The following is a 21,448-nucleotide window of genomic DNA, read 5'->3' as shown; positions in this document are numbered from 1 at the left end:
ACTCCCATGAAACTCGCTATTGCCGGCGACAGCGCAGGCGAAGGCCTCGCAAAGATCCTCGCCGATCACCTGAAGGCCAGCCACGACGTCTCCGAAATCTCGCGCACCGACGCCGGGCCGGACGCCTTCTACGCCAATCTCTCCGACCGCGTCGCCTCCGCCGTGATCGCCGGCGAATACGACCGGGCGATCCTCGTCTGCGGCACCGGCATCGGCGTCTGCATCTCGGCCAACAAGGTGCCGGGCATCCGCGCCGCGCTGACCCACGACACCTATTCGGCCGAGCGCGCCGCCCTGTCCAACAACGCCCAGATCATCACCATGGGCGCCCGCGTCATCGGTCCGGAACTGGCCAAGGCCATCGCCGACGCCTACCTCGCCCAGACCTTCGACGAAAACGGCCGCTCGGCCGGCAATGTCGAGGCGATCGACGCGGTCGGCGCGAAGTACCAGGCAAAATAAGGCAAATGCCGGGCGCGGCCCGCCCGGCATTCTCCCGCCCCGGAGGCCTCGCCCCGAATGGACGGGGCCGGCAGGTGCGCTATAGTCACCTGACGTTCTCTGAAGAGGCCTCAGCATGACCAAGGACAGCGCCGGCATCGCGGCCCGCGCAGCACCCGGCGACACCGGGGAGCGGCGGCTGCGCCAGTATCTGGCCACCATGGCGGACGCCCTTGGCGCATCGCCGCTGCGCCGACCGCTGGTCCTCATCGCCGCGGGCATCTTCGCGGTCATCCTCGCCACGGCCTATGGGCAGATCGTGCTCAACGGCTGGAACAAGCCGTTCTACGACGCGCTGCAACGCCGCGACCTGCCGGCCTTCCTCGCCCAGCTCCTCGTCTTCCTCGAAATCGCCGGGGCGCTGCTCGCCCTCAACATCGCGCAGCTCTGGCTCAACCAGATGCTGCACCTGAAGCTGCGGGAAGCGCTGACGCGCGACATGATCGACACATGGCTTGCCCCCGGGCGCGCCTTCCGCGTGGCGCGGCAGGGGCAGATCGGCGTCAATCCCGACCAGCGGCTGCACGAGGACGCGCACCATCTCAGCGACCTTTCCGTGGATCTCGGCGTCGGCCTGCTTCAGGCAAGCGTGCTGCTCGCCAGCTTCGTCGGCGTGCTCTGGGCGCTGTCCTCGGGCTTCGTCTTCCACCTGTGGGGCGAGGCCTTCCAGATTCCCGGCTACATGGTCTGGGCGGCGATCCTCTATTCGGGCACGGCCTCCTGGCTGAGCTGGATGGTCGGCCGGCCGCTGATCGCCCTCAACGGCGAGCGCTACGCGCGCGAGGCGGACCTGCGCTATTCCCTCGTGCGGGTGAACGAGCAGATCGACGCCATCTCCGTCTCCGCCGGCGAGGCCGACGAGGCAAGGCGGCTGCAACGCGACCTTGCCGCCGTCATCGCCGCCGCGCGCCGCATCGTCTCCGCCATGGTGCGCCTCGCCTGGGTCACCTCCGGCTATGGCTGGCTGACCATCGTCGCGCCCATCGTCATCGCCGCGCCGGTCTATTTCGGCGGCGACATGACCTTCGGCGGGCTGATGATGGCCGTCGGCGCCTTCAACCAGTTCCATGCCTCGCTGCGCTGGTTCGTCGACAATATCGGCGCCATTGCGGACTGGCGGGCGACGCTGCGCCGGGTGGCCGCCTTCCGGCTCGCGCTGCTCGATGCCGAAAAGGCCGACGACGCGGCAAGCCGCGTCGCGCTCACCCGCTCGCCCGAGCCGGCCATCGTGCTCGACGGCCTTGAAATGGAGACGCCCACCGGCGCGGTGCGCCTGTCGGAGCCGCTGGTGACGATCCGCCCCGGCGAGCGCGTGCTGGTCACGGGTGCGATGGGGGCCGGCAAGACGCTGCTGACGCACACGCTCGCCGGCCTGTGGTGCCGCGGCCATGGCGGCATCCGCCTGCCGGAAGACGGCGGCATGGCCTTCCTGGTGCGCGATCCCTACCTGCCCTCCGGCACGCTGCGCGCCGCCCTCAGCTATCCGCGCGACGCCGACGCCTATCCGGACGACGCAATCGGCGACGCCCTGCGGCGGGCGGGGCTGGAACGCCTCATCCCGTCGCTCGACCGCAGCGCCCGCTGGGAGCACGAATTCGGCAATGACGAGCGGCGCATGCTGAGCCTCGCGCAGCTTCTGCTGCACCGCCCGCGCTGGATCGTGATCGACGACGTGGACGACCTCCTGGCCGGCAAGGACGGAGAGAGGGCGGCATCCCTGCTGCGCAGCGATCTGGCGCAAGCGGCGGTCCTTGCCATGGGAGCCGGGGAGGACCGGACGGGCCTCTTCACCCGCACCCTTCGCCTGCTGCCCGTTCAGGCCGACGGCGGCGGCGGCCGGACCGCGCCGTCGACATCGCGCCTGTAGGCCTGCGCGGCCAGCATGAGCGCGCGGGACTGCGCCGGATAGGTATGCACCACCTCGGCCAGCGCCGCCATGCCGATGCCGGTGCTCATGACGACGGCCATCTCGTTGATCAGTTCGCTCGCCCGCGAGGCGACGATGGTCGCGCCGAGAATCCGGTCGCTGCCCTCGGCCACATGGATCTTGACGAAGCCGGTCTCCTGCCCGTCCGTGATGGCGCGGTCGACGTCGCTCAGCATCACCGTATAGCTCTTGATGGGGATAGAGCGCCGGCGGGCCTCCCAGACCTGAAGGCCGATATGGGCGATCTCCGGGTCGCAGAAGGTACACCAGGGAATGGCCGCCCCGTCATGCCGCAGGCCGGCCTGCTGCAGCGCGTTGCGCGCCGCCATGCGCGCCGAGGCCTCAGCGGCATTGGTGAATTTCAGCGGCAGGCAGACATCGCCGGCAGCATGGATATCCGGGTTCGTGCTGCACAGGAAATCGTCCACGACGATGCCCCGGCCCGGCGCGAAGGCGACACCCGCCGCCGCAAGATCGAGGCCCTCGACATTGGGCACCCGCCCGGTGCAGACGAGGATTTCATCGACCGCGATCTCGCCGCGCACCGCATTGTTAAGGGTTTCCAGGACCCGTGTGTCCCCCTCCCGCCGCACGCCGGTGACAACGGTGTTGAGGCGAATGTCCATGCCGTCGCGCGCCATGGCCCAGGAGAGTATCTCGGCCGCGTCGCGCTCCTCGCGGGGCAGGAATTTCGGATCGTTCTGCACGATCGTCACATGCGCGCCGAGCCGGCAGAAGGCCTGTCCCAGCTCGCAGCCGAGCGGCCCGCCGCCCATCACCGCCAGCCGCTTCGGCAGCGCCGGCATGTCGAAGACGGTATCGCTCGTGCGGTAGCCGGCCTGTTCGAGGCCGGGAATATCCGGGATGTGCGGCCGCGCGCCGGTGGCGACGAGCGCCTTGCGGAAGGACAGCCGCGCATCGCCGACCGCAAGCGCATGCGCGCCGGCAAAGCGGGCCGCGCCGAAGAACAGATCGATGCCGAGCGCGGCAAGCTCATGCGCCGAATGGTACACCGCGACACGCGCGCGAATGCGGCGCATGCGCGCCATCGCCACGGCGAAATCGAGCGAGGGTTCTTCCGGCAGCGGCGCGCCGAAGGCATCGGCCTCGCGCATGCCGTCCTGCACCTGCGCCGTGCGGATCAGCGCCTTGGAAGGCACGGAGCCGGCATTCAGCGAGTTTCCGCCAAGGTTCTCACGCTCCACCAGCGCAACGGAAAAGCCGCGCCGCGCCGCCCATTCGGCCGCTTCCAGCCCCGCCGGCCCCGCGCCGACGATCGCAAGGTCGTAGAGGGCCTTCGGTTCCGGCTGGCGCCAGTCCGCCGGGCGCACGCGCCTGCGCAAAAGCGCCTCGTCGTCCGATCCCGATGCTGTCTCATGCCGCCGCATCTATAACCACCCGCCCTCAAACCCGGCGCGGGCAAGCCCGTCGCGCACATAGCCGCAATCGCGAAAAATCCGCCAGATCAGTCCGCTGCGATGATTTTCCAGCGACATGGCGAGGAGACCCTGGTCCAGCCCGTACCATCCCTCGGACAGCCAGCCGCCCGCCTCTCCCGGCAGCGTCGGGTTGAAGCCGCTGGAAAAGCGGTCCCCCGGGCAGACCTGCGGATAGCGCGCGAGCAGGTGGCGCGTGCCGGCCAGCGCCGCCTCGGGCGTGAAGGGAAGCGTGGCGAGCATCGCCCAGGGCGAGAGCGTGCCGTCGTCCGGCCCGTAGGGCACGCCGCGCGACATGTAGCCGTAGAAGCGCCGGTCGCGCCCGCTCTGGCGCAGCGCCGCGACCGACGGCCCGTCTCCCGCCGTCACGCCCCAGAGATCGCGGCCATAGCCCTCGAAGCCGTAAGGGTTGCGCTCGCCATATTCGCGGTGGATGGCGACGGCGCTTTTCGTGTTCTCGAAATAATCGCTGCCCTTCTCGCGCATGAAGGCGTCGCGGATGCCCCGGAAATCGATCCAGGCATGGGAGAAGAGATGGGTGAATAGCGGGCCGGAATAGAGCACGTTGCGGCCCAGAAGGTTCTCCCACTGATAGGTCAGGCTCCACGTCCCGTAGCAGCCTGCCGTCAGCGGAAAGGTCGGCGATCCCAGCCCGAGAATGTAGAGGATCAGCGCCTCGTTATAGCCCTCCCAGCCGTAATGGAGGAAGCCGCATTCCGGCTTCCACCCTTGCGACAGGCCGTCCGTGCCGTTCTGCGCCCAGCGCCAGTCGACGCGGCGGTAGAGCGCGTCGGCATGGTCGCGGATCTCGCGCTCCTCGCCCCCGCCGTCGAAATAGCCGCCCGCCACCAGCACGCCCGCCATCAGCAGCGCCGTGTCGATCAGCGACAGCTCGCATTGCCAGACGCGCCGGCCCGTGCGCATGTCGAGGAAATGATAGAAGAAGCCCCGGTGGCCCATGGCGTCGGCCGCCTCGCCCTGCACGCCGCCCTGCAGGAAGCGCAGCACCTTCAGCGTGCGCGCCGCCGCCTCGGCGCGCGGCATCCAGCCGTTCCGCACCGCCACGGGATAGGCCGACAGGGCAAAACCCACCACGGCGATGCTGCAGGGCGAGCCGGGCCGCGACGTATCCGCCACAAGGCCGGTCTCCTCATCCGCATAATCGACCAGATAGGAAAAGGCCGCCCGCTGCAACCGCAGGACCAGTGCCTCATCCGAAAGTTGCCTCAAGCCATCCATGGGCCCGCCTCTGGAACGAACCGGAACGCCGGCCACGCCCGCCCACCATAGCAACGACGCCCGTGCCTTGCTACGGATCGAGAACGATCAATCGTGGGGGCCTCAAAACTCCCACGGTGAGATGAGGTTAAGTCCCGCTGTCTCGAAATCCTTTCGATTCCGGGTCGCAAGGCGGCCGCCGTTTATGCGGGCGATGGCGGCGATCATGCCGTCGGGGGCGGACATGCCCCTACCCTTGCGCGCCGCCTCGCCCATGATGTCGCCATAGGCGATGGCGGCCTCCTCGGTGAAGCCGAAAATGCGGTCGGCAAAGCGACGGCGCCACTCCAGCAAACCCTGTTCAAGCCGGTCGGCACGCTGGTCCGGCCTTACCTTCGCAATCCCGAAGGCGATTTCGGCAATGGTCACCGTCGGCAAGGCCAGTTCCGCATCGAACCGCACGAGCCAGGCGATGACAGCCTCATCCGGCGCTTTCTTCAGCGTCTCGGAAACGACATTGGTATCGAGAAAGATCAAAGGTCGAGGCCCCGATGCGGCTGGCGGCCTTCCCGGATAACGGCGTCGAGATCGATATCCGTCCCCGCTTCAGCACTGAGGCGCGCATAGAAGCGCGCCGCGGGCTCCCGCCCCACCTCGCGAATCTCGTAGGCTTCCAGCGCACGCTCGACCACCTCGGCAATCGAGCGGTTCTCGCGGCGGGCCAGCCTGTGAGCCAGATCGCGCGCCTTGGAGCTTCGAACGGAAAGTTGCGGTGCGGCCATGCCCGTCTCCTTTGACGCCAATATAAGGCGCCGCAGGCTAGCCATCAAGATGGCAGAAGATGGCTAGCCATCCCACCAGGCAACCGGCGCTAAAGCCGCAGGGACTCCGCATAGGCCATCATCAGCGGCCCGACGCCCTTGGCGTCGTCGGCGACCACGGGCTCGGTGAGGTAGTAGGCGGGCGAGCCGTCGCGGTAGACGCCATCGAAGCCGCCGAGGCCGGCGACGTGGACGATGCCGGTGAAGCGCACGATGCCGTCCTCGCCCGCGGCAAGGCGGGTGGCGAGCAGCGCGTCGAGCGCCCGTTTGCCGGTCCGAACGATGACGGCGACTTCCTCCTTGCCGAAGAGGCCGTGCCTTGCGGCGCGCAGCAGCGCATAGGCGAACATGGCGGTCGCCGAGCTTTCGGCATAGTTGCCGGCAAGGTCCGGCGCGTCGAGCACCTGCATCCACAGGCCGGATTTCGTCTGGCGGATCGCGATCTCGTTGAACAGCGCCCGGCTGCGCGCCCGCAGCGCGGCGGTCGCCGCGTCGTCGGGCAGGATCGCCAGCACGTCGGCCAGCGCCATGGCCAGCCAGCCGACCGCGCGCGCCCAGACCGCCGGCGACTGGCCGGTGACGGGGTTCGCCCAGGCCTGCGCGCGGCTTTCGTCATAGCCGTGCGCGTACAGGCCGTTGCGGGTGGCGGTCAAAGCCAGCGCGGTCGAAAGCTGCTGGAGCGCATCGGCGACAAGGGCCGGCCGGCGGTTCGCCCGGGCATATTCGATCTGGAAGGGCAGGCCCATATAGAGGCCGTCGAGCCAGACCTGATGCGGATAACGCTTCTTGTGCCAGTAATTGCCGCTGGCGATGCGCGGATGGGTCTTCAACTGGTCGGCCAGCCGGCCGGCCGCCTTGCGGTAGCGTTCCTCCCCGGTCGCCTCGGCGAGCGGGAAGAGCACGCGGCCGGCGAGGATGTTGTCGATATTGTATTCCATCGGATCGTAGCCGGCGAGCGTGCCGTCCGCGGCCACCTGCGGGTCGATCAGCCGGTGGAGATGGTCGTTCCAGCGCGCCTCGCCGGTCGCTTCGGCAAGGAGCTGCAGGCCGCGATAGACGCAGCCGTCCTCATAGCACCAGCTCCCGCCCTTGTAGGGCTGGTAGCGCGTGGCGAACTGGTCGAAATAATCGGTCACATGCATGGCGGGGTCTCAACTGGAAGGCAGGGAAACGGGGTTGCCGGACAGGAGGGCCGGATCGTCACAATCGATCTCGGCCTGTTCGGCGGCGATGCCCTCGTGGCGCATCGGGCGCACATGGTCAGCCATGACGGGCGGGGTGGCGATGGCGTCCGGGTCCAGCGAGGCGACGCGGACGCGGCGGATGCGGACATTGCGGACCGGCGCTTCCGGCAGGCCGAGAAAGGCGCCGGCGGCATGGCCGAGACCGCGGATCTCCACGTCCTCGATATCGATGCCGTCGATGAAGGGTGTGCCGGCGTCGACGGCGGCCGGCGCGCGCGACTGCACCCGCTCATCGTGTCCGTCGGCATCGCAGTGGTAATGCGCATTGGCGGAAAAGGCGGTCTCCACGCCGTCGAGCAGCACGCGGCGCATGGCGATGCCGCTTATGCGCCCGCCGCGCCCGCGCCGGGTCTTCAGCCGCAGGCCCCGGTCGGTGCCGACCATCTCGCAGTCCTCGACGGCGACATCATGCACGCCGCCCGACATTTCCGAGCCGATGACGAGGCCGCCATGGCCGCGCTCCATCAGGCAGTGGCGCACGGCAACGCCGCGCGTTTCGGCAAGGTGATCGTCCTCGCCATCCGGCCCGCGCTTGCCGGCCTTGATCGCGATGCAATCGTCCCCGACGGAAAAGCGCACGCCGCAGATCGTGACGTCCCGGCAGCTTTCCGGGTTGAGGCCGTCGGTGTTGGGGCTGTCATGCGGAGCGATGACGGTGAGGCCGGCGACAGTGAGCCGCGCGCAGCCCTGCGGATGGATCGTCCAGGAGGGCGCGTCGCGAATGGTGAAGCCGAGGAGCGTGACGTCGCGGCAGCCGACGAGATGCAGGCCGCGCGGCCGGCGCGCGCCCTCGCGCGTTTCCTTGGGCCAGGTCCACCAGTCGCCCCTGCCGCCGGAACCGTCGAGCGTGCCCCTGCCCTCGATCGCCAGCCCCTCCGCGCCGATGGCATGGAGCGGGGCGGCGAAGCAGGCGGCGGGAAGCCCCTCCCAGCTACCGAGCATGACGCCGGCCGCATCGCGCGCCGGCAGGATCGGCCAGCCGGCGCGGCCCGAAGGCGCGCGCAGCACCGCGCCCTCGGCGAGGTGGAAGGTCATGCGCCCCTTCAGCGCCAGCGGAAAGGCCGTCCACACGCCCGGCCCGAGCTGCAGCGTGCCGCCTCGGGCGCCGCCGCGACGGCACGCGCGAGCGCTGTCGCATTGGCGCGGGCCGCGTCGAGGTCGTCAGGCGCGCTGTCCGGCACGAGGCCGAAGCCCGCCGCCTCGACCAGCCCGGTGCAGGCCGGCGTCGTGAACTCGATCGCCGCGAACCCTTCGGCCTCGAAGCGATGGCCCGCGCCCGGCGTCAGACCGTCGAGCACGGTCACCACGCGGTCGGTCACCCCGACCGTCTCGCCCGAAGGCGAGGTCAGCCGGAAGCGCACCGCCGCCGGCAGATGGTGGCGGGCGCCGGGTGTCGGCAGGCACAGCGCTGCCATGCGCGTGGTCAGCGCGATGAGGGACGGTCGGGTCATGATGTGTCTCGGTCTTCTGCCGCAAGGCGTGGGTGCCCGCCGCGCGGGAGGAGCGCGGCGGGCGGGCGTGGGCGTCAGTCGAACTTCGCCAGCACGTCGTTCACCGTATCGATGATCTGCTGGGCGCCGTCCTCGGCGCTGATCTGGCCATAGGCATATTCCTCCAGCGTATCGATGAAGGCGGCGCGGATTTCCGGGTGCTCGTTGAAGGGCGAGACGAGCGGGCCGGACGAGGCCATCACGATGGCGTTGGCCGCGCGCACTTCCGGCTCGCCGCTGTCGCCGAGCCGCGCCGCCGCCGCCTTCGAGGCCGGCAGGCCGCGCGCCGTGCCAAGCGCATCGATGCCCTCCGGCTCGTTCAGCAGGCAGTTGACGATCTGCGCGGCCGCTTCCGGATCCTTGGAATTCTTCGAGATCGTGAAGACCATGGAGGGCTTGCGATAGACGCCCTCGGTGACGGCATCGGCGAGCTTCAGCATGGCGACGGGCCGCAGCACCTGGCCGTCCTTCAGCGGGTCGGCATATTTCGAATAGGTCGAATCCCACTCGTAGGAGCCGGCGATCTTGCCTTCCGCCCAGGCAGGCTTCTCGAAGAGGTTGACGTTGCCGTCGGCGGCCTCTTCCTTCTGCGAGCGGATCGCGCCGGTCTCCACCAGCTTGCCGAGGAAGGAAATGCCGGCGGCCAGCTCCTCCGGCGTCCAGGCGACGCGGTTGGTGGCGGGGTCGACGAGGTCCTTGCCGGTCTTCTGCACCACGGCCAGCGTCACCAGAAGCTGCGCGGTCTCCTTGACGGCGTTGAAGGTGTAGTAATCCGCGCCGAGCTTTTCCTTGATCGTCTTCGTCGCCGCGAAGAACTCGTCCCAGCTTTTGGGGATCGGCACGCCGGCCTTCTGGAAGGTCGTCTCGTTGAAGAAGAAGACGCGGCCGGTGGTGGAAACGGAAAGGCCCTGCAGCACGCCGTTCATCGAGCCGGCCTTCAGGTCGTCTTCCGACCAGTTGGACAGGTCGAGACCCTTCAGCGCGCGCAGGTCCGCAAAGCCTGCGCCATCCTTGGAAAACAGCGGCAGCCACGGCCAGTTGACCTGCATGATGTCGGCCTCGGTCTGGCCGGCCATCTGGGTCGTCAGCTTTTCCAGATAGCCGTCGAAGCCGGTAAACTCGCCCTTGACGGTGTGGCCGTGCTTGGCGCCGCAGGCCTCCAGCGCCTTCTGGGTGGCGACATGGCGGCTTTCACCGCCCCACCAGGCCATGCGCAGCTCGGCGGCCTGGAGCGGAGTGGCGAGCGCAAGCGCGGCATAGGCGACGCCGGCGAGCGCGGCGGCGATACGGGTCGGTTTCATCGGGTTCTCCTCCTTGAAAAATCGCGCCGGACGCCGTCTCACAGCGAGACGTTGCGGCCGTCGGCCTTGTCGAAAACATGCATCTTGTCCGGGTCGGGCCGCAGGCGGATGGTCTGCGCGCCACCGAGCGCATCGAACTCGGCCGCGCCGACGACGCTGACGAGTTTCCTGCCGCCCAGCTCGGCATGCAGATAGACCTCGTGGCCCATGAACTCGGCATTGGTGAGCGTCGCCTCGAAGGCCGGACCTTCGCCAACGAGCGAGAGATGCTGCGGGCGGATGCCGAGCACGGCCTCCTTCGGCCGCGCCGAAAGCCGGCCCTCCAGATGCGGGCCGAGCGGCAGGCGCTGGCCGGCGACGATGAAATCGCCGCCCTCCACCGCCACGTCGATCAGGTTCATCTCCGGGCTGCCGATGAAGCCGGCGACAAAGAGATTGGCGGGGCGGTTGTACAGTTCCTTGGGCGCGGCGACCTGCATGATGCGGCCCGCCTGCATGACGCAGATGCGGTCGCCCATGGTCATCGCCTCGGTCTGGTCGTGCGTCACGTAGATGACCGTCGAGGAAAGGCCCTCGCCCTTCAACTGGCGGTGCAGGTCGGTGATGCGCACGCGCATGGAGGCGCGCAGCTTGGCGTCGAGGTTGGAGAGCGGCTCGTCGAAAAGGAAGACGCCCGGCTTCTTGATGAGCGCGCGGCCGAGCGCCACGCGCTGGGCCTGGCCGCCCGAGAGCTGCTTGGGAAGACGGTCCAGCAGCGGCTCGATCTCCAGGATGCGGGCGACGTGGTCGATGGCCGCGTCGATCTCGTCCTTGCGCTTGCCGGCGATCTTGAGACCGAAGGCGAGGTTGCCGCGCACCTTCATATGCGGGTAGAGCGCGTAGTTCTGGAACACCATGGCGATCGAGCGCTTGGCGGGCGGCAGGTCGTTGACGCGCCGGTCGCCGATGAGGATTTCCCCGCCGGTGATCTCCTCCAGCCCCGCCACCATGCGCAGCGTCGTGGACTTGGCGCAGCCGGACGGGCCGACGAACACCATGAACTCGCCGTCCTCGATGTCGAGGTCGATGCCATGCACGGCCTTGAAGCTGTTGCCGTAGACTTTTTCGAGATTTTTCAGTTGAACCTTAGCCATGATCAGCCCTTGATCCCCCCGGAGGAGATCCCTTCAATGAAGTACCGTTGCGCAGCGAAGAAGACGATCAGCGCGGGGGCGATCGTGAGCACCGACATTGCGAGAATGCGGTTCCATTCGAAGGCTTCGGTCGTGTCGATGGAAAGCTTGAGCGCGAGGCTCACGGGATATTTGTCGACGGACGAGAGGTAGATGAGCGGCCCGAGGAAGTCGTTCATCGTCCACATGAACTGGAACAGGCAGACCGAGATCAGCGCCGGGGCCAGCATGGGCACGACGATATAGACGAGCGTCTGCAGGCTGTTGGCCCCGTCGACGCGCGCCGCCTCCTCCATATCCGACGGCAGCGAGCGCAGGAACTGCACCAGCATGAAGACGAAGAAGGCGTCGCCCGCCAGCGCCGAAGGCACCCAGAGCGGCAGGAAGCTGTCCAGCCAGCCGAGGTCGCGGAAGAGGAGGTACTGCGGAATGCGCGTCACGACGTTCGGCAGCAGCAGGATCGCGATGACCGAGCCGAAGAGCAGCTTCTTCAGCGGGAAATCGAAGCGCGCGAAGGCATAGGCCGCCATCGTGCAGGAGATCGCCGTGCCGATCACCTTCGGCAGGATGATCAGGAACGAGTTCCAGAAGAACCGGCCGAACGTGTAGGGCGTCGACGTCTGCCAACCCTTGATATAGCCGTCGAGGGTCGGGTTGCGCGGCAGGAAGCCCGCGCCGGAGAAGATCTCCGAATTGGTCTTGAAGCTCGCGCCCACCAGCCAGATCAGCGGATAGAGCATCACGAATCCGACGGCGAAGAGCATCACGTAGCGGATCGCCGTCGAGAGAAGGTTCAGCCTTGCGCGGCGGGCGGCCTGCCGCTCGTTGAAGGCATCAAGGTCGGTCACTGTCATGGTCATGGCGTCAGCTCCTCTTGTCGCCGGCGTAGTAGACCCACTTCTTCGACGACCAGAAGGCGACGAGGGTCAGCGCGGTGATGATGACGAAGAGCACCCAGGCGATGGCGGAGGCGTAGCCCATGTTGAACTTCTTGAAGGCCTCGTCATAGATGTAGAGCGGCAGAAGATAGGTCGCCTTCAGCGGCCCGCCCTGGGTGATGATGTAGGGGCCGTTGAACTCCTGGAACGCCTGGACCATCTGCATGATCAGGTTGAAGAAGATCACCGGCGTCAGAAGCGGCAGGGTGATGAAGAAGAAGGTGCGCGTCTTGCCCGCCCCGTCGATGGCCGCCGCCTCGTAGAGCGACTTGTCGATGGACTGCAGCGCGGCGAGGAAGATCACCATGGCCGAGCCGAACTGCCAGCAGCGCAGCAGGGTGATCGTGAAGAGCGCATTGCCCGGATCGCCGAACCAGTCGACCGGTCCGAAGCCGAGCGTGGCGAGGGCCATGTTGGCAAGCCCCTCGGTCGCGAAGATATAGCGCCAGAGCACGGCGATGGCGATCGACCCGCCGAGGATCGACGGTACGTAGAAGGCCGTGCGGAAGAAGCCGATGAACTTCAGCCGGTAATTGAGGATCGCCGCGATGAAGAGCGCGAAGGCGAGCTTCAGCGGCACCGTCAGGAAGACGTAGAGCAGCGTCACGTTCAGCGACTTCAGGAAGGTGCGGTCGCGCGTGAAAAGCTTCACGTAATTGGCAAGGCCGCTCCAGCGCGGCTCGCTCATCAGGTCGTAGCTCGTGAAGCTCAGGTAGAACGAGCCGACGAACGGAATGGCGGTGAAGACCAGAAGGCCGACGATATAGGGCGTCAGGTAGCCCAGACCGAGAAAACGCTGCCCCTTCACCGCACGCCTCCCGGCCGGTGGAAAAAGCCTGCAATCATTGATACAATTTCGTACAAGTCACGCTCCCGGATCGGCGCTGGCAGTTGGGGCATTGAAAGCCTTTTCTGCCGCAAACCGATCTCCTCCCAGATGTTTACGGTCGCATTGGCGGTGTATGCGATGAAGTTCCCGCATTTTTCAGTGGTTTTGAATTCACAATAGCGAGGGAAAAGATGGACGAAATCGAAGGTGGCATCCTCTCCTCCATCCCGCCGGCGGCGCTGACCCTCAATCTCACCCGCGCCGCCATCCGCATGGAGCATTCGCAGACTTGGCGGATCGACAAGGTGAACCCGGTGGACGACCTCGTGATCTGCCTGGAAGGGCGCAGCCATTACCTCATCGACGGCGAGCCGCGCACGATGGAGCCGGGCGAGGCGATGCTGATCCTGCGCGGCCAGCGCTTCGTCGGCTGGAACGAGGGGGCGCAGACCTATCTCGGCGTGGCGCAGCATTTCACGCTCGATATCTACGGCCGGCACGACCTCATCGCCCAGATGGCGCTGTCGCCGAAGGTGCGGCTCACGCGCTGGCCGCTGCTGGAGCCGCTCGCCCGCCACTACCGCCAGAGCGCCCCGCCCTCCTCCGTCACGCTCGGCCAGCATCACCTCTTCATGGTGCTGCTGATCGCCTTCATCGAGGATGCGTTCCTCGGCTGGCGCGACCATGCGGCCTACCAGCCGGAGGGTGCCGACGCCATCGACCTTGCCGTGATGAAGGCGGCGACGATGATCTCGGCCAATCCGCTCGACGCGGATATCGCCGCCCGGGCGGTCGAGGCCTCGCCCTACAATCCCGACTATTTCCTGCGCGAGTTCCAGAAGCGCGTCGGCCGCACACCGCGCAAGTACCAGGAGTTGAAGCGCATGGAGCGGGCGATGCATTTTCTGGAAGCGGGCCTTACGGTCTCCGCGGCGGGCGCGGAGGTCGGCTATGCGGACGCCTATTATTTCTCGCGCATGTTCAAGCGCACGCTTGGGCTCAGCCCGCGCGACCATGTGGAGCGCGTGCGGCAGAGCCGGCATGGCGGCCTGATGGAGCTGGACGAGCCGGAGCAGCAGAAGCGCCTTGCGACCGCCCGCGCGGCGGACTGAGGGCGCGCCGTGGCTGCTGACGGCATTTGCGGGCGCAAAACCGCTGCGCACGCCTGCTGGAAATGTCCCGGTCATGGCCCGCAAACGGCCGGCAGGCCGTAGAGCGCCTGCGGGTTGTCGACGAGGGCGAGCGCGCGGGCCGCCGCATCGGGCAGCCAGCCGAGCGTGAGGTCGGCAAGGCGGGCGTCGTCGGGATAGGCGGCGGTCTCGCGGACCATGTTATGCGGCCAGTTGGTGCCCCAGACGATGCGCTCGGGAGCGTGCGCGGCGATGCGGCGGGAGACGGCGGCGACATCGCCATGGGGCCAGCCCTCGCGCGAACTTTCATAGACGCCGGCGAACTTGAACCAGACATTGCCGCGGTCGATGAGCTTCAGCAGTGCGGCGACCTCCGGCCCATCCGGCGAGACGCCGCGGAAGAATTTTCCGTGATGGTCGAAAACCCAGCGCGCGCGGATGGCCTGAAGCTGCGGCAGGCGCTCCAGCAGCGTGTTGCCGTCGAACTGCACGGCGATCATCCAGCCCGCCGCATGGGCGCGAGCCTCGACGGCGGCAAGCCCGGCGAGCGTGACGGCCCCGCCCGGCAGATCCATGATGCGCGCGCCGACGGCGCCGGCGGCGGCAAGGCGCGCCATCTCCGCATCGTCCGTCGCCCCGTCGATGACGACGACAGCGCGGGCCGCCGGGCCGAGCGCGGCGACGCAGGCGAGCGTATTGGCGTTGTCGCGCTGGTGGGCGTTGCCCTGCGTGACGATCACCCGGTCGATGCCGAGCCAGTCCATGACCTTGCGGTAATCGGCCGGCTGGGGCAGCGGCTCGGGCGGCAGGCCCGGCCCGCCCGGCAGAGCGGGATAGGCGGGAAGATAGGCATGCATCTGCGTGTCCACCGCGCCCCGCGGCAGGCGGGGTTCGGGCGGCGCGCCGGAAAGCTTGCGTTCCAGCATCTCACGCCTCCGGCATGCGGAACTCGGCCAGCGCCGCCCGGTCGATCTCGATGCCGAGGCCGGGACCGTCCGGGACCGCCACCACGCCGCCAACCGCCTCAATCGGCGTTTTCAGCACGGCCTGGCGGAAGGGATTGTGCGTGCGGTCGAATTCCAGGATCGGCTCGACCGGCGCGACGCGCACCGGATCGGGCACCATCGCCGCCATGAACTGCAACGCGGCGGCGATCTGCACGCCGGTGCCCCAGACATGCGGCACGACGCGGATGCCGTGCAGCGTGGCAAGGCCGGCGATCTTCGCCGTCTCGGAAAAGCCGCCGCAGCCGCACAGGTCCGGCTGGAGGATGTCGACGGCGCGGGTCTCGATGGCCGGCCACATGCCCCAGCGGGTATGCCAGGTCTCGCCGCCGGCGACGGGGATCGGCTGGCCGGCGCGCACCTCGCGATAGGCGGAAAGCTGCTCGGGCACCACCGGCTCCTCGAACCAGTCGATATCGCATTCCGCCGCCGCCTTGCCGAGGCGGATCGCCTCCGGCACCGTATAGCCGTGGTTGGCGTCGATCATCAGCCGCATGTCCGGCCCGATGGCCTCGCGCACGGCGCGGACGACACGCAGGTCCTCCTCCACGCCGAAGCCGATCTTGATCTTGCAGGCATGGAAGCCCTGCGCCCGCCGCTCCGCCATCTCGGCGGCATTGTCGGCGATGCGGTCGACGCCGTCGCGCTTGAAGCTGCCGGTGGCATAGGCACGCACGCTCTCGCGCCAGCGCCCGCCGAGAAGCATGGAGACGGACGCCCCGTAATGCTTGCCCTTGATGTCCCAGAGCGCGATGTCGATGCCGGACAGCGCGGTGACGGCAAGGCCGCGCTGCCCCTGGTCGCGCAGGGCGTTGTAGAGGGTGGCCCAGAGCTTTTCCGTCTCGCGCGGGTCCTTGCCGATCAGGAAGCCGGCATAGGCCGCGACCACGGCCGCATTGGGCCGCGCCCGGCCGAGGCATTCGCCCCAGCCCACGGTGCCGTCGTCGCATTCGATCTCGACCAGCACATGCGCCCGCCGGTCGAAGCGCATGGAGGCGCTTTCGAAAGGCGTTTCCAGGCGATGTTCGAGCAGATGGGTGCGAACGGCGACGATCTTCATGGGTCCCTCCCCGGCTGTGCTTTATACTTTACGCTTGTGCGATCCGATCAGCGCGTCAAGCATGGCAAGCTCCTCGTCCGACAGGTCCTTCAGCGGCGCGCGCACGGGGCCGGCGGCAAAGCCCTGCAGCCGCACGCCGGCCTTCACCGCCGAGACGGCATAGCCCTTGGCGCGGTTGCGGATCGCCATGAACGGATAGAAGAAATCCGTCAGGATGCGTTCGCAGGTGGCCCGCTCGCCAGCGCGCAGCGCGGCGTAGAATTCATTGGCAAGGCCCGGCACAAAATTGAACACGGCAGAGGAATAGGTGGTGAAGCCGGCGCCGAGATAGGCTTCGGCGAAAAGCTCGGCCGTCGGCATGCCGCCGAGATACATCAGCCGGTCGCCCATCTTCGCGGTGATCTGGCGCACGAGGGCGATATCGCCGGTGCCGTCCTTGAAGCCGATGAGGTTCGGGCATTCGTCGCAAAGGCGCGCCAGCGTATCGGCCTGCAGCACGGAGTTGTCGCGGTTATAGACCATGACGCCGATGCCGACCGACTGGCAGACCTTCTTGATATGGGCATGAAGACCTTCCTGCGGCGCATCGATCAGGTAATGCGGCAGGAGCAGGATGCCGTCCGCGCCGACCGTTTCCACAGAGCGGGCGATATCGACCGCGATCTCAGTGCCATAGCCGCAGCCCGAGACGATGGCGGTCTGGCCCGAAACCTCCTTGGCGGCGGCGACGATGCCGGGAATCTCGCCCGGCTTCAGCGAGAAGAACTCGCCCGTGCCGCCGGCCGCGAACAGCACCGGCGCCTTATAGCCGGCAAGCCATTCCACATGCGCCTTGTAGCTCTCCGGTGCGAAACGGCCCTCTGCATCGAAATGCGTGACCGGGAAGGAAAGAAGGCCGGAGCCGAGCGCGGCCTTGATCTGTTCGGGGGTCATGTCTTGGTTCCTCTCTGGAGACGACTGGCCTCTTCATAAGCCAGTCGTCACGGCAATGTCAACAAGTCATCATACAAGTAATAATACAAGTCGGCGCAACGTCTATCGCGCCAGCCAGCCGCCATCGACATTCAGCACCGCGCCATGGATATAGCCCGCCGCCGCCGAGGCGAGGAACACGGCCGCGCCCGCGATATCCTCCGGCCGGCCCCAGCGGCCGGCAGGGATGCGCTCGATGATGGCGCGGCTGCGATCGGCATCCGCCCTCAGCGCCTCGGTATTGCTGGTCTCGATATAACCGGGCGCGATGGCGTTGACGTTGATGCCCCACGCCGCCCATTCGTTGGCGAGCAGCTTGGTGATGCCGACCACGCCATGCTTGGCCGCCGTATAGGAGGGCACGCGAATGCCGCCCTGGAAGGAGAGCAGCGAGGCGATGTTGATCACCTTGCCGGGCGCGCCCTTGGCCAGCCGCTCGCGGGCGAAGGCCTGCGTGGTGAAGAACAGCGCCTTGAGGTTGACGTCCATCACCGCATCCCAGTCCTCTTCCGAAAAATCGACCGCATCGGCGCGGCGGATGATGCCTGCATTGTTGACGAGAACATCGAAACCCGCGCCGGCGAAGACGCCGGACGCCGCCATGGGATCGGCAAAATCGAGCGCCAGCGCGCTTGCCGTTCCGCCGGCCTCGACGATCCGCGCGAGCGTCTCGTCCGGTGCGCGGCGGGCGGCGCAGACGACCTCAGCTCCGGCGGCCGCAAGGCCGATGGCGACGGCCTGCCCGAGGCCGGTATTGGCGCCGGTGACGAGCGCCTTATGTCCTTCAAGGGAAAAGGAATTTCTCATCTCAGGTCCGCCGGCTGGATGAAGTCCATGTCGGTATAGTCGACATTGTCGCCGGCCATCGCCCAGATGAACGTATAGGAGCCGATGCCCGCGCCCGAATGGATCGACCAGGGCGGCGAAAGGGCACCCTCCTCATTGGCGATGAAGAGGTGGCGCGTCTCCTGCGGCTCGCCCATCAGGTGCAGCACGCGGGCGGCCTCGTCCATGCCGAAATAGAGATAGGCCTCCATGCGCCGGTCATGCACGTGGGAGGGAATGGTGTTCCATACCGAGCCGTCCTCCAGCGTCGTATAGCCGAGCACGAGCTGGCAGCTCTCCATGACGAGCGGATGGATGAACTGGTTGATGGTGCGCTTGTTGGAGGTCTCGGCCGCGCCGAGCCTGACTTCCTTGCTGTCGGCGATCGTCACAAGGCGCGCCGGCAGGCTGCGGTGGGCCGGGCAGGAGACGATGTAGAAGCGGCCCCGGCCTGCGAAGCTGACCGCGCCGGTGCCCGCGCCGAGATAGAGCACGTCGCCGCGCGCCAGCGCATAGGTCTTGCCGCCCGCCGTCACCGTGCCGGCCGCGCCGACATTGACGATCCCCATTTCGCGCCGGTCGAGGAAGGAAGGGGTCTTCGTCTCCTCCACCCGGTCGAGCGTCAGCGCCGCGCCGTCCGGCACCGCCGCGCCCATGACGAAACGGTCGTAATGCGTGTAGATCAGCCGGATCTCGCCGGGGCGGAACATGTCGGCGGCCAGGAAATGCCGGCGCAGGCCCGCCGTATCGAGCGTGCGCGCATGCTCCGGGTGGATAGCCTGCCGGGTTTCGACGGTCAGCATTCGAGTCTCCTTCGGGTGTTGCAGACAGGTCATAATATATGTTAAGCCTTATTGTATTATAAGAATGCCGAGGTCAAGAGCCTCACTGGAGAGACGAATGAAGCGCCTTCTCATCACCGGCGCGGCCGGCGCGCTCGGCCGCGCGCTGAAGCCCCGCCTCGCGCCGCTGGCCGAGACGCTGCGGCTGGCCGATATCGTACCGCTTGCGCCGGCCGGTGCTCATGAGGAACATGTGACCTGCGATCTCGCCGACGCCGCGGCCGTCGACGCCATGGTGGAGGGATGCGACGGCATCGTGCACCTCGGCGGCATCTCCGTGGAGCGGCCCTTCGCGCAGATCCTCGGCGGCAATATCGTCGGCCTCTACAATCTCTACGAGGCGGCGCGGGCGCACGGCCTGCCGCGCATCGTCTTCGCCAGCTCCAACCACACGATCGGCTACTATCCGCAGACCGAGCGGCTCGGGCCGGACGCGCCCTACCGGCCGGACGGGCTTTACGGCGTGTCGAAATGTTTCGGCGAGGCGCTGGCGCGCATGTATTTCGAAAAATTCGGGCAGGAGACGGCACTGGTGCGCATTGGCTCCTGCACGCCGGAGCCGACCAACCACCGCATGCTCTCCACCTGGTTCTCCGAGGACGACTTCGCCGGGCTGATCGCGGCCGCCTTCCGCGCCCCCGTCCTCGGCTGCCCGGTCGTCTGGGGCGCATCGGCCAATGACGCCGGCTGGTGGGACAACAGCCATCTCGGCTGGCTCGGCTGGACGCCGAAGGACAATGCGGAGGACTTTCGCGCCAAGGTGGAGGCCGCGGGGCCGCCGCCCCGCGCCGACGAGGCGATGGCCCGCTATCAGGGCGGCGGCTTCGTCGACAATCCGATCTTCAAGGAATAGGCGATCAGCGCAAGGACGCACGAGGACGATTGCGCCCCGCCCCGCCTTTGGCGTATCCACGATCAACGCCCCACCCGGGACCTGAAACGACGACCGGTACGATGACAGCCAATCCCACCGACACCAGCGCAGTGCAAGGCAGGACCCTCGTGGCGAAAGTCGCCGAGGATATCCGCGCGCAAATCGCCAAGGGCCGCTTCAAATCCGGCGACCGTCTGCCCTCGGAGGCGCAACTGACGCAGGAATTCGGCGTCAGCCGCACCGTGGTGCGCGAGGCCATCGCCGCGCTCCGGTCCGACGAGCTGGTCGAGGCGCGGCAGGGCGTCGGCGTCTTCGTGCTGGAGCCGCCCGCCCGGACGCGGCGCGTGTTCCAGAACGCCGACCTTGCCCGCGTCTCCTCGCTGATCGAGATGCTGGAACTGCGCACCGCCGTCGAGGGCGACGCGGCGGGCCTTGCGGCCCTTCGCCGCTCGCCGGGGCAGGAGGAGAAGATCTTCGAGGCCTTCGACGCCTTCCGCACCAGCGCCGAGAAGGGCGAGCCGACCGCCGAGACCGACTTCGCCTTCCACCTCGCCATCGCCGAGGCCACCAACAATCCCCGCTTCGCCGAATTCCTGCACGCCCTCGGCCCGGCCGTCATTCCCCGCCGCGCGGTGGCCGCCGACGGCGAGGAGACCGTGCTGCCGAACGCCGACATGCGCCGCATCGTCGCCGAGCACGAAGCCATCCTCGCGGCCATCCAGAACGGCGACGAGGACGGCGCACGCGCCGCCATGCGCAGCCACCTGAAGAACAGCCAGACCCGCTACCGCTCCATCCTGCGTGCGCCGCGATAGGAACCGGCGCAACCTGCCGAAGAAGCACATCCTGCAATGGACGCCGGTGGCCGGCCTTCCCTACCTGTTCCTTGGCCTCTCGACGGCGGGCGCCGGATTTTCCTGCCGCCGCTGGGAGGCACGCTCGGCATCTCTTCGACATTGACCACGCAGGCGCCCCATATGAGCGCCGGCTTTCGGCCGGGCATCCTTGCCGCGGCCCTCACCTGCTTAGGCGCGCTTCATGGCGGCCTGAGATTCAGGCGGCATCTCTGGGGCAAGGCCCTGGCGGTGGCAGCGGTCTATGGATGGCGCCTCACGGGACAGGTCGGGCTCGGGCCGCCCGCAACGGGGAGCGCTGCGCCGCCCTCACAGCCGGCATGTGCCGGCTCCCACAACGAGAGCCACCCACAGCGCCACAAGCGCCACGATGGCGCTGGCCACGTTCATCACCCAGGGGTTCGCACGCAGCCTCTCCCAGCGCCTGCGCACCGGCGGCTTGACCGCCCGCGGCAGGAATTCGGGCAGGTAACCTCCGCGCGGAATGCGGATTTCCACCTCATCCCCCTCCGCTTCCTGCTCGTAATAGGCGGCAAGCGCCGTGCGCAGGCGGCTGACCGTGGTGCGCACGATGGGATCGTCGATGGCGTCGAAGCCGTTCTTCCGGTTGAAGACATTGGCCGCGATAGCCTCGGCGGTGACGGGCGCACCCGGCCGCTCGATGGCTTCCTGCACGAGATAGCGCAGCAGCGCACACATGCGCTTCGACTTGCGCAGCGCCTCGGAGGCGCAGGCCGCGGCAACCGAGGCCAGAATGCGCTCCGCCTCCGCCGGCCCCGCCTCCTCGGGCGGGTGAATGCCCAGCCGGCTCACGCTTTGCGACCCTTCCGACGGCTTGCCGACGCCGCCATGCGGGCGGCCCCGATCGTCAGGAGGCTTGCGGTGGCGCATTTCATAGGCATCCCCTTCCAAAACCAGTCCCATCAGATTGTAAATTGACCAATGGGACAATTATTAGTCTTTTCGGATAAAATGTCAATATTCCACCGATATCGCTGGACCAAGCCGGG

General features: G+C 67.7%; 20 protein-coding genes and 1 pseudogene. 5 read left to right on the top strand and 16 right to left on the bottom strand.

What is annotated here, in order from left to right:
* Positions 1–6 precede the first annotated feature (6 nt).
* Both derI and K8M09_RS21690 read left to right on the top strand, forming a co-directional pair.
* Positions 7–462: a D-erythrulose-4-phosphate isomerase gene (gene derI / locus K8M09_RS21695; RefSeq protein WP_160786533.1), complete on the top strand. Its 456-nt coding sequence runs from the start codon at positions 7–9 to the stop codon at positions 460–462.
* Positions 463–577: 115 nt separating this feature from the next.
* The gene (locus tag K8M09_RS21690) at positions 578–2,368 is read left to right on the top strand and encodes an ABC transporter ATP-binding protein/permease (protein ID WP_160786534.1); all 1,791 of its coding nucleotides are present in this window, start codon (positions 578–580) and stop codon (positions 2,366–2,368) included.
* On the opposite strand, the gene K8M09_RS21685 is transcribed toward K8M09_RS21690, so the two are convergent.
* The 10 genes and pseudogenes from K8M09_RS21685 to K8M09_RS21640 form a co-directional block, all read right to left on the bottom strand.
* Positions 2,317–3,816 carry a mercuric reductase gene (locus K8M09_RS21685; protein WP_160786535.1) on the bottom strand — a complete coding sequence of 500 codons (1,500 nt, stop codon included), beginning with the start codon at positions 3,814–3,816 and terminating at the stop codon, positions 2,317–2,319. The genes K8M09_RS21690 and K8M09_RS21685 overlap by 52 nt on opposite strands.
* Positions 3,817–5,103: a glucoamylase family protein gene (locus K8M09_RS21680; RefSeq protein ID WP_160786536.1), complete on the bottom strand. Its 1,287-nt coding sequence runs from the start codon at positions 5,101–5,103 to the stop codon at positions 3,817–3,819. It abuts the gene before it with no gap.
* Between the two features lie 102 nt (positions 5,104–5,205).
* Positions 5,206–5,619 (bottom strand): type II toxin-antitoxin system VapC family toxin, encoded by a 414-nt coding sequence (locus K8M09_RS21675; RefSeq protein WP_160786537.1) that lies wholly within the window; start codon positions 5,617–5,619, stop codon positions 5,206–5,208.
* Entirely contained in the window at positions 5,616–5,864 is a 249-nt protein-coding gene (locus K8M09_RS21670; RefSeq protein ID WP_160786538.1) for a type II toxin-antitoxin system VapB family antitoxin, read from the bottom strand. Before K8M09_RS21670 ends, K8M09_RS21675 begins: the two co-directional genes overlap by 4 nt.
* 89 nt (positions 5,865–5,953) lie before the next feature.
* Entirely contained in the window at positions 5,954–7,045 is a 1,092-nt protein-coding gene (locus K8M09_RS21665; protein WP_160786539.1) for a glycoside hydrolase family 88/105 protein, read from the bottom strand.
* 9 nt (positions 7,046–7,054) lie between these two features.
* Positions 7,055–8,598: pseudogene (pglA, locus tag K8M09_RS21660) on the bottom strand (polygalacturonase PglA).
* A 74-nt stretch (positions 8,599–8,672) separates the two neighbouring features.
* A complete protein-coding gene (locus tag K8M09_RS21655; protein ID WP_160786541.1) occupies positions 8,673–9,938 on the bottom strand; it encodes an ABC transporter substrate-binding protein in 1,266 nt (421 codons plus the stop codon).
* 38 nt (positions 9,939–9,976) lie between these two features.
* Complete coding sequence (locus K8M09_RS21650; protein ID WP_160786542.1) at positions 9,977–11,071, bottom strand: ABC transporter ATP-binding protein; 1,095 nt, start codon at positions 11,069–11,071, stop codon at positions 9,977–9,979.
* A gap of 2 nt (positions 11,072–11,073) precedes the next feature.
* On the bottom strand, positions 11,074–11,970 hold the full coding sequence (locus K8M09_RS21645) for a carbohydrate ABC transporter permease (RefSeq protein WP_380735129.1): 897 nt from the start codon (positions 11,968–11,970) through the stop codon (positions 11,074–11,076).
* Positions 11,971–11,974: 4 nt separating this feature from the next.
* Complete coding sequence (locus tag K8M09_RS21640; protein ID WP_160786543.1) at positions 11,975–12,856, bottom strand: carbohydrate ABC transporter permease; 882 nt, start codon at positions 12,854–12,856, stop codon at positions 11,975–11,977.
* A gap of 212 nt (positions 12,857–13,068) precedes the next feature.
* Here K8M09_RS21640 and K8M09_RS21635 point away from each other — a divergent pair, with 212 nt between their 5' ends.
* Entirely contained in the window at positions 13,069–13,989 is a 921-nt protein-coding gene (locus tag K8M09_RS21635; RefSeq protein ID WP_160786544.1) for a helix-turn-helix domain-containing protein, read from the top strand.
* A gap of 71 nt (positions 13,990–14,060) precedes the next feature.
* On the opposite strand, the gene K8M09_RS21630 is transcribed toward K8M09_RS21635, so the two are convergent.
* From K8M09_RS21630 to kduI, 5 genes are all read right to left on the bottom strand, one after another.
* Positions 14,061–14,933 (bottom strand): amidohydrolase family protein, encoded by an 873-nt coding sequence (locus K8M09_RS21630; protein WP_160786545.1) that lies wholly within the window; start codon positions 14,931–14,933, stop codon positions 14,061–14,063.
* A gap of 1 nt (position 14,934) precedes the next feature.
* On the bottom strand, positions 14,935–16,071 hold the full coding sequence (locus tag K8M09_RS21625; RefSeq protein WP_160786546.1) for a mandelate racemase/muconate lactonizing enzyme family protein: 1,137 nt from the start codon (positions 16,069–16,071) through the stop codon (positions 14,935–14,937).
* Between the two features lie 21 nt (positions 16,072–16,092).
* The gene (gene kdgD, locus K8M09_RS21620; protein ID WP_160786547.1) at positions 16,093–17,004 is read right to left on the bottom strand and encodes a 5-dehydro-4-deoxyglucarate dehydratase; all 912 of its coding nucleotides are present in this window, start codon (positions 17,002–17,004) and stop codon (positions 16,093–16,095) included.
* Between the two features lie 102 nt (positions 17,005–17,106).
* Complete coding sequence (kduD, locus tag K8M09_RS21615; RefSeq protein WP_160786548.1) at positions 17,107–17,850, bottom strand: 2-dehydro-3-deoxy-D-gluconate 5-dehydrogenase KduD; 744 nt, start codon at positions 17,848–17,850, stop codon at positions 17,107–17,109.
* Positions 17,847–18,671: a 5-dehydro-4-deoxy-D-glucuronate isomerase gene (kduI, locus tag K8M09_RS21610; RefSeq protein ID WP_160786549.1), complete on the bottom strand. Its 825-nt coding sequence runs from the start codon at positions 18,669–18,671 to the stop codon at positions 17,847–17,849. The genes kduD and kduI overlap by 4 nt, the downstream gene beginning before the upstream one ends.
* Before the next feature lie 97 nt (positions 18,672–18,768).
* On the opposite strand from kduI, the gene K8M09_RS21605 reads away from it, so the two are divergent.
* Positions 18,769–19,563: an NAD-dependent epimerase/dehydratase family protein gene (locus tag K8M09_RS21605; protein ID WP_160786550.1), complete on the top strand. Its 795-nt coding sequence runs from the start codon at positions 18,769–18,771 to the stop codon at positions 19,561–19,563.
* 101 nt (positions 19,564–19,664) lie between these two features.
* Positions 19,665–20,399 (top strand): FadR/GntR family transcriptional regulator, encoded by a 735-nt coding sequence (locus K8M09_RS21600; protein ID WP_160786551.1) that lies wholly within the window; start codon positions 19,665–19,667, stop codon positions 20,397–20,399.
* Positions 20,400–20,747: 348 nt separating this feature from the next.
* On the opposite strand, the gene K8M09_RS21595 is transcribed toward K8M09_RS21600, so the two are convergent.
* Positions 20,748–21,329: a helix-turn-helix domain-containing protein gene (locus K8M09_RS21595; protein WP_160786552.1), complete on the bottom strand. Its 582-nt coding sequence runs from the start codon at positions 21,327–21,329 to the stop codon at positions 20,748–20,750.
* Between the last annotated feature and the right edge of the window lie 119 nt (positions 21,330–21,448).

Origin of the sequence: Shinella zoogloeoides, from assembly GCF_020883495.1 — a bacterium.
Taxonomy (GTDB): Bacteria; Pseudomonadota; Alphaproteobacteria; order Rhizobiales; family Rhizobiaceae; genus Shinella; species Shinella zoogloeoides.
Note: the sequence above shows the minus strand (reverse complement) of the source record. Positions and strands in the feature narration are given on the sequence as shown.

Excerpts from the sequence above, each read along its gene's own strand:
- derI (WP_160786533.1), top strand. The coding sequence starts at position 7 with ATGAAACTCGCTATTGCCGGCGACAGCGCAGGCGAAGGCCTCGCAAAG.
- K8M09_RS21690 (WP_160786534.1), top strand. The coding sequence starts at position 578 with ATGACCAAGGACAGCGCCGGCATCGCGGCCCGCGCAGCACCCGGCGAC.
- K8M09_RS21685 (WP_160786535.1), bottom strand. The coding sequence starts at position 3,816 with ATGCGGCGGCATGAGACAGCATCGGGATCGGACGACGAGGCGCTTTTG.
- K8M09_RS21680 (WP_160786536.1), bottom strand. The coding sequence starts at position 5,103 with ATGGATGGCTTGAGGCAACTTTCGGATGAGGCACTGGTCCTGCGGTTG.
- K8M09_RS21670 (WP_160786538.1), bottom strand. The coding sequence starts at position 5,864 with ATGGCCGCACCGCAACTTTCCGTTCGAAGCTCCAAGGCGCGCGATCTG.
- K8M09_RS21665 (WP_160786539.1), bottom strand. The coding sequence starts at position 7,045 with ATGCATGTGACCGATTATTTCGACCAGTTCGCCACGCGCTACCAGCCC.
- K8M09_RS21655 (WP_160786541.1), bottom strand. The coding sequence starts at position 9,938 with ATGAAACCGACCCGTATCGCCGCCGCGCTCGCCGGCGTCGCCTATGCC.
- K8M09_RS21650 (WP_160786542.1), bottom strand. The coding sequence starts at position 11,071 with ATGGCTAAGGTTCAACTGAAAAATCTCGAAAAAGTCTACGGCAACAGC.
- K8M09_RS21645 (WP_380735129.1), bottom strand. The coding sequence starts at position 11,970 with ATGACCATGACAGTGACCGACCTTGATGCCTTCAACGAGCGGCAGGCC.
- K8M09_RS21635 (WP_160786544.1), top strand. The coding sequence starts at position 13,069 with ATGGACGAAATCGAAGGTGGCATCCTCTCCTCCATCCCGCCGGCGGCG.
- K8M09_RS21630 (WP_160786545.1), bottom strand. The coding sequence starts at position 14,933 with ATGCTGGAACGCAAGCTTTCCGGCGCGCCGCCCGAACCCCGCCTGCCG.
- K8M09_RS21625 (WP_160786546.1), bottom strand. The coding sequence starts at position 16,071 with ATGAAGATCGTCGCCGTTCGCACCCATCTGCTCGAACATCGCCTGGAA.
- kdgD (WP_160786547.1), bottom strand. The coding sequence starts at position 17,004 with ATGACCCCCGAACAGATCAAGGCCGCGCTCGGCTCCGGCCTTCTTTCC.
- kduD (WP_160786548.1), bottom strand. The coding sequence starts at position 17,850 with ATGAGAAATTCCTTTTCCCTTGAAGGACATAAGGCGCTCGTCACCGGC.
- kduI (WP_160786549.1), bottom strand. The coding sequence starts at position 18,671 with ATGCTGACCGTCGAAACCCGGCAGGCTATCCACCCGGAGCATGCGCGC.
- K8M09_RS21605 (WP_160786550.1), top strand. The coding sequence starts at position 18,769 with ATGAAGCGCCTTCTCATCACCGGCGCGGCCGGCGCGCTCGGCCGCGCG.
- K8M09_RS21600 (WP_160786551.1), top strand. The coding sequence starts at position 19,665 with ATGACAGCCAATCCCACCGACACCAGCGCAGTGCAAGGCAGGACCCTC.
- K8M09_RS21595 (WP_160786552.1), bottom strand. The coding sequence starts at position 21,329 with ATGCGCCACCGCAAGCCTCCTGACGATCGGGGCCGCCCGCATGGCGGC.